Here is a 3,559-nt window from a genome sequence, read left to right as displayed (position 1 = left end):
CGCGCGGACCGTCCACGCGCCAGCTCTCCGCGGCGGTGCTCGGGGCGGCGCTGGCGGTGCCCGCGACGACCAGGCCGCTCGCGGCGAGCGCGAGCGCTGACACCGCTGTCACCAGGTGGAAGGCAGGACGGAACGCGGGTACGAGCTTCACGAGGTCTCCCTTGACTCCGGAATGCGGCCGGTGCGCCGCCCAGCAGGTTAGGCGGCGCACCGGACCAGGTCAACAGCCTGTTCAGGGGGTCCGTCGTCCAGGTCGCAGGTCGAGCCGGCGCAGCAGCTGGGCGTTGAGCGCCACCACCACGGTCGAGAGCGACATGAGCAGGGCACCCGCGGACATCGGCATCACGAAACCGATCGGTGCCAGCACCCCGGCGGCCAGCGGCACCGAGATCAGGTTGTACCCGGCGGCCCACCACAGGTTCTGCTTCATCTTGCGGTAGCTCGCCCGGGACAGCTCGATCACCGACAGCACGGACCGGGGGTCGTCGCTGGCGAGGATCACGCCGGCGGACGCGATGGCGACGTCGGTCCCGGCGCCGATCGCGATGCCGACGTCGGCCTGCGCGAGTGCCGGGGCGTCGTTGACGCCGTCGCCCACCATCGCCACCTTGCGCCCCTCGGCCTGGAGCTGCGCCACCTTGGCCGACTTGTCCTCGGGGCGGACCCCGGCGAAGTACCGGTCCACGCCGAGCTCCTCGGCGACGGAGCGGGCCACGGCCTCGGCGTCGCCGGTGATCATGACGACCTGGACGTCGCGGTCGTGCAGGGCCCGGACCGCCTCGGCGGACTCGGCACGCACCTCGTCGGCGAGCTTGATGCCGCCGATCACCGCTCCGTCGCGCAGCACGTGCAGGATGATCGCGCCGTCCTCGCGCCAGGCGCCCGCCGCGGGGACCTCCTCCTGGCGGTTCTCGTCCAGCAGGCGCGGCCCACCGACCCGGATCTCACGGCCGTCGACCGTCGCCGTGACCCCCACGGCGGGCGACGACGCGAAGCCCGTGGCACGCGGTACGACGAGCCCTCGGTCCTGAGCCGCCCGGACGATCGCCCGGGCCAGCGGGTGCTCGCTGTCCTGCTCGGCCGCTGCCGCGAGCGCCAGGAGCGTGTCGGCGTCCGCCTCGGCGGAGGGCGCGACGTCGGCGACCGTGGGCTCGCCCTTGGTGAGGGTGCCGGTCTTGTCGAACAGCACGGTGTCGACCGTGCGCATGCTCTCCAGCGCGAGGCGGTCCTTGACGAGCACACCGCCGCGGGCGGCCCGCTCGGTCGCGATCGACACCACGAGCGGGATCGCGAGGCCCAGCGCGTGGGGGCAGGCGATCACGAGCACGGTCACGGTCCGGATGACGGCGTCGTCGGGCAGGCCGACGAGCGTCCAGACCACGGCGGTGACCGCGGCCGCGCCGAGCGCGAACCAGAAGAGCCAGCCCGCGGCGATGTCCGCCAGGCGCTGCGCGCGGGAGGACGACGCCTGCGCCTCGGCGACGAGCCGCTGGATGCCGGCCAGGGCGGTGTCGTCGCCGGTGGCGGTGACCTCGACCCGCAGGCCGGAGTCGGTGGCGACGGTGCCGGCGGTGACGGTCTCCCCCGGGCCGCGCGGGACGGTGCGCGACTCCCCCGTCACCATGGACTCGTCCATCTCGGCCCGGCCGTCGACGACCCGACCGTCGGCGGGAACGCTCCCGCCCGGCCGCACCACGACGACGTCGCCGACGGCCAGGCCGGCCGGGGCGACCTTGACGACCTGGTCGCCCTCGACGCGCTCGGCCTCGTCGGGCAGCAGCGCCGCGAGCGAGTCCAGGGCCGACGTCGTCTGCGCGAGCGAGCGCATCTCGATCCAGTGGCCCAGCAGCATGATCACGATCAGGAGGGCGAGCTCCCACCAGAAATCGAGCTGGTGGTCGAGCAGGCCGAGGCTGGCGCCCAGCGACGCGACGAACGCGACCGTGATCGCGAGCCCGATGAGCAGCATCATCCCGGGCTTGCGGGAGCGCAGCTCGCTCACGGCGCCCGTGAGGAACGGCGAACCGCCCCAGACGTACATGACGGTGCCGAGCACGGGCGGGATCACGGTGACCCAGGTGGCGTCGGGCAGCTCGTAGCCGAGGATCATCGCGAACATGCCGGAGAACGCGACGACGGGGACGGCGAGCACCAGCATGATCCAGAACAGGCGCCGGAACTGGCCGACGTGGTCGCCGTGGCCGGCGTGACCTCCGTGGGCGTCATGGCCCGCGTGGGCGTCGTGCTCCGTGTGGGCGGCATGCCCATCGACGAGGGTGCTCTCGTGGTGCGTGTGGTCGTGGCCGGAGTGGTCGTGCTCGTGGTGCGCGTGCTCGTGGTCCGTGTCGGGACCGGCCGCGACGGGTGGTGCGGGGTGCTGGTGTGGCTCGTTCATGGATCGCTCCTGGGTTGAGCAGTGCAGGCCCGTACGGGTTGCGTTACCTCCATATATACCCCTAGGGGGTATCAACGTCAAGCGGTCCCCGGCGCGAACCGCCCGGGCAAGCAAAAGGCGACCACACCCCCACAAGGGGGTGTCGGGTGGGCTGGCATTCGTACGGCTGGCGAAGACTCGATTCGGCCCGGCCTGACTGTTCGGCAGAGCCGAATCTCCCGAGGCCCAGCCGAACGGAGCTCGGCCCTGCCGGCACCCGCCGATCGACCACACCTTGCGCCGGAGGCCTCGTCGACCACGGCCGCCGTTACCGGTTCTCGCAGGTCAGGGGCTTGCCGGGATTGTCCGTTCGGGTCGACTGTGATCCAGGTCACTCGACACGCCGGCCCCTCGGCGGCGTCTTACCCGAGTGTGATCCAAGGTCCTGTCCAGCCGGGCGCCCGCAGTGCCCGATCGTCTTGTCCAACCCCAGGGGGCTGAGTGGATAGCGGCATCATGCTCCCCAGGCCGACCGTCGAGAAGATGCTTGACCACGCGCTCCGTCCGGGCCGCTCCGGCATGGTCGTGCTGCGCGGACCGCGCGGCGCCGGCCGCGGTACCGCCGTGCGACTGTGGTCGCGCCGGCTGGCCGACGACGGCCGGGTGGTCGTCCGGGTCGACGTCGGCAGCGGCGACGCTGTCGACGGCGCGACGCTCGGAACAGCCATCCGCGCCCGGCTGGCACAACCGTCCGGCCCGGTTCCGACGGTGTCCCCTGCCGGACAGGCGGGCAGCACCCCGACCGCATCGCACGTCCTCGACGCTCCCGATACCCTCGACGCCCGGAGCATCGCTGGCACGATCGACACCCGCAGCGTCGGGAGCATCGCCGACGTGCCCGACGACCCCAACGTCGGGAACCTCGCTGGCGCGATCGGCGGCCCCAGCGCCGAGGACCTCGCCGAGGCGCTCGACGCCCGGGAGATCGTGCTGGTCGTCGACCGGCTGGGGCCGGCGTCGGTGGATGCGTTGGTGTTCCTCGACCGGATGGCGCGGCGGCTGCGGCGCGGCCGCGTCGTCGTGCTGACGGCGATGCCGCTGCCCGGTCCGGAACCGACGTTCGACGCCTGGGCTGCGCCGGACCCGGCCGCCCCGGCAGGCAGCCGGACGAGCGCCGGTCCCGCC

Annotated in this window: 2 protein-coding genes; one reads left to right on the top strand and one right to left on the bottom strand. The window is 73.1% G+C overall.

Annotated elements, in window-relative coordinates:
• Positions 1-232: 232 nt before the first annotated feature.
• The gene (locus PROKR_RS25510; protein WP_036969304.1) at positions 233-2,395 is read right to left on the bottom strand and encodes a heavy metal translocating P-type ATPase; all 2,163 of its coding nucleotides are present in this window, start codon (positions 2,393-2,395) and stop codon (positions 233-235) included.
• Positions 2,396-2,890: 495 nt separating this feature from the next.
• Here PROKR_RS25510 and PROKR_RS36200 point away from each other — a divergent pair.
• Positions 2,891-3,559 (top strand): hypothetical protein (locus PROKR_RS36200; protein WP_036969303.1); only part of this gene is annotated, 669 nt, incomplete at its 3' end.

It is taken from the genome of Promicromonospora kroppenstedtii DSM 19349, assembly GCF_000515355.1.
GTDB lineage: Bacteria > Actinomycetota > Actinomycetes > Actinomycetales > Cellulomonadaceae > Promicromonospora > Promicromonospora kroppenstedtii.
This window is presented reverse-complemented; position numbering and strand designations above follow the sequence as displayed.

Bases quoted from the DNA above. Each gene is read 5' to 3' on its own strand.
- PROKR_RS25510 (WP_036969304.1), bottom strand. From the start codon at position 2,395: ATGAACGAGCCACACCAGCACCCCGCACCACCCGTCGCGGCCGGTCCC.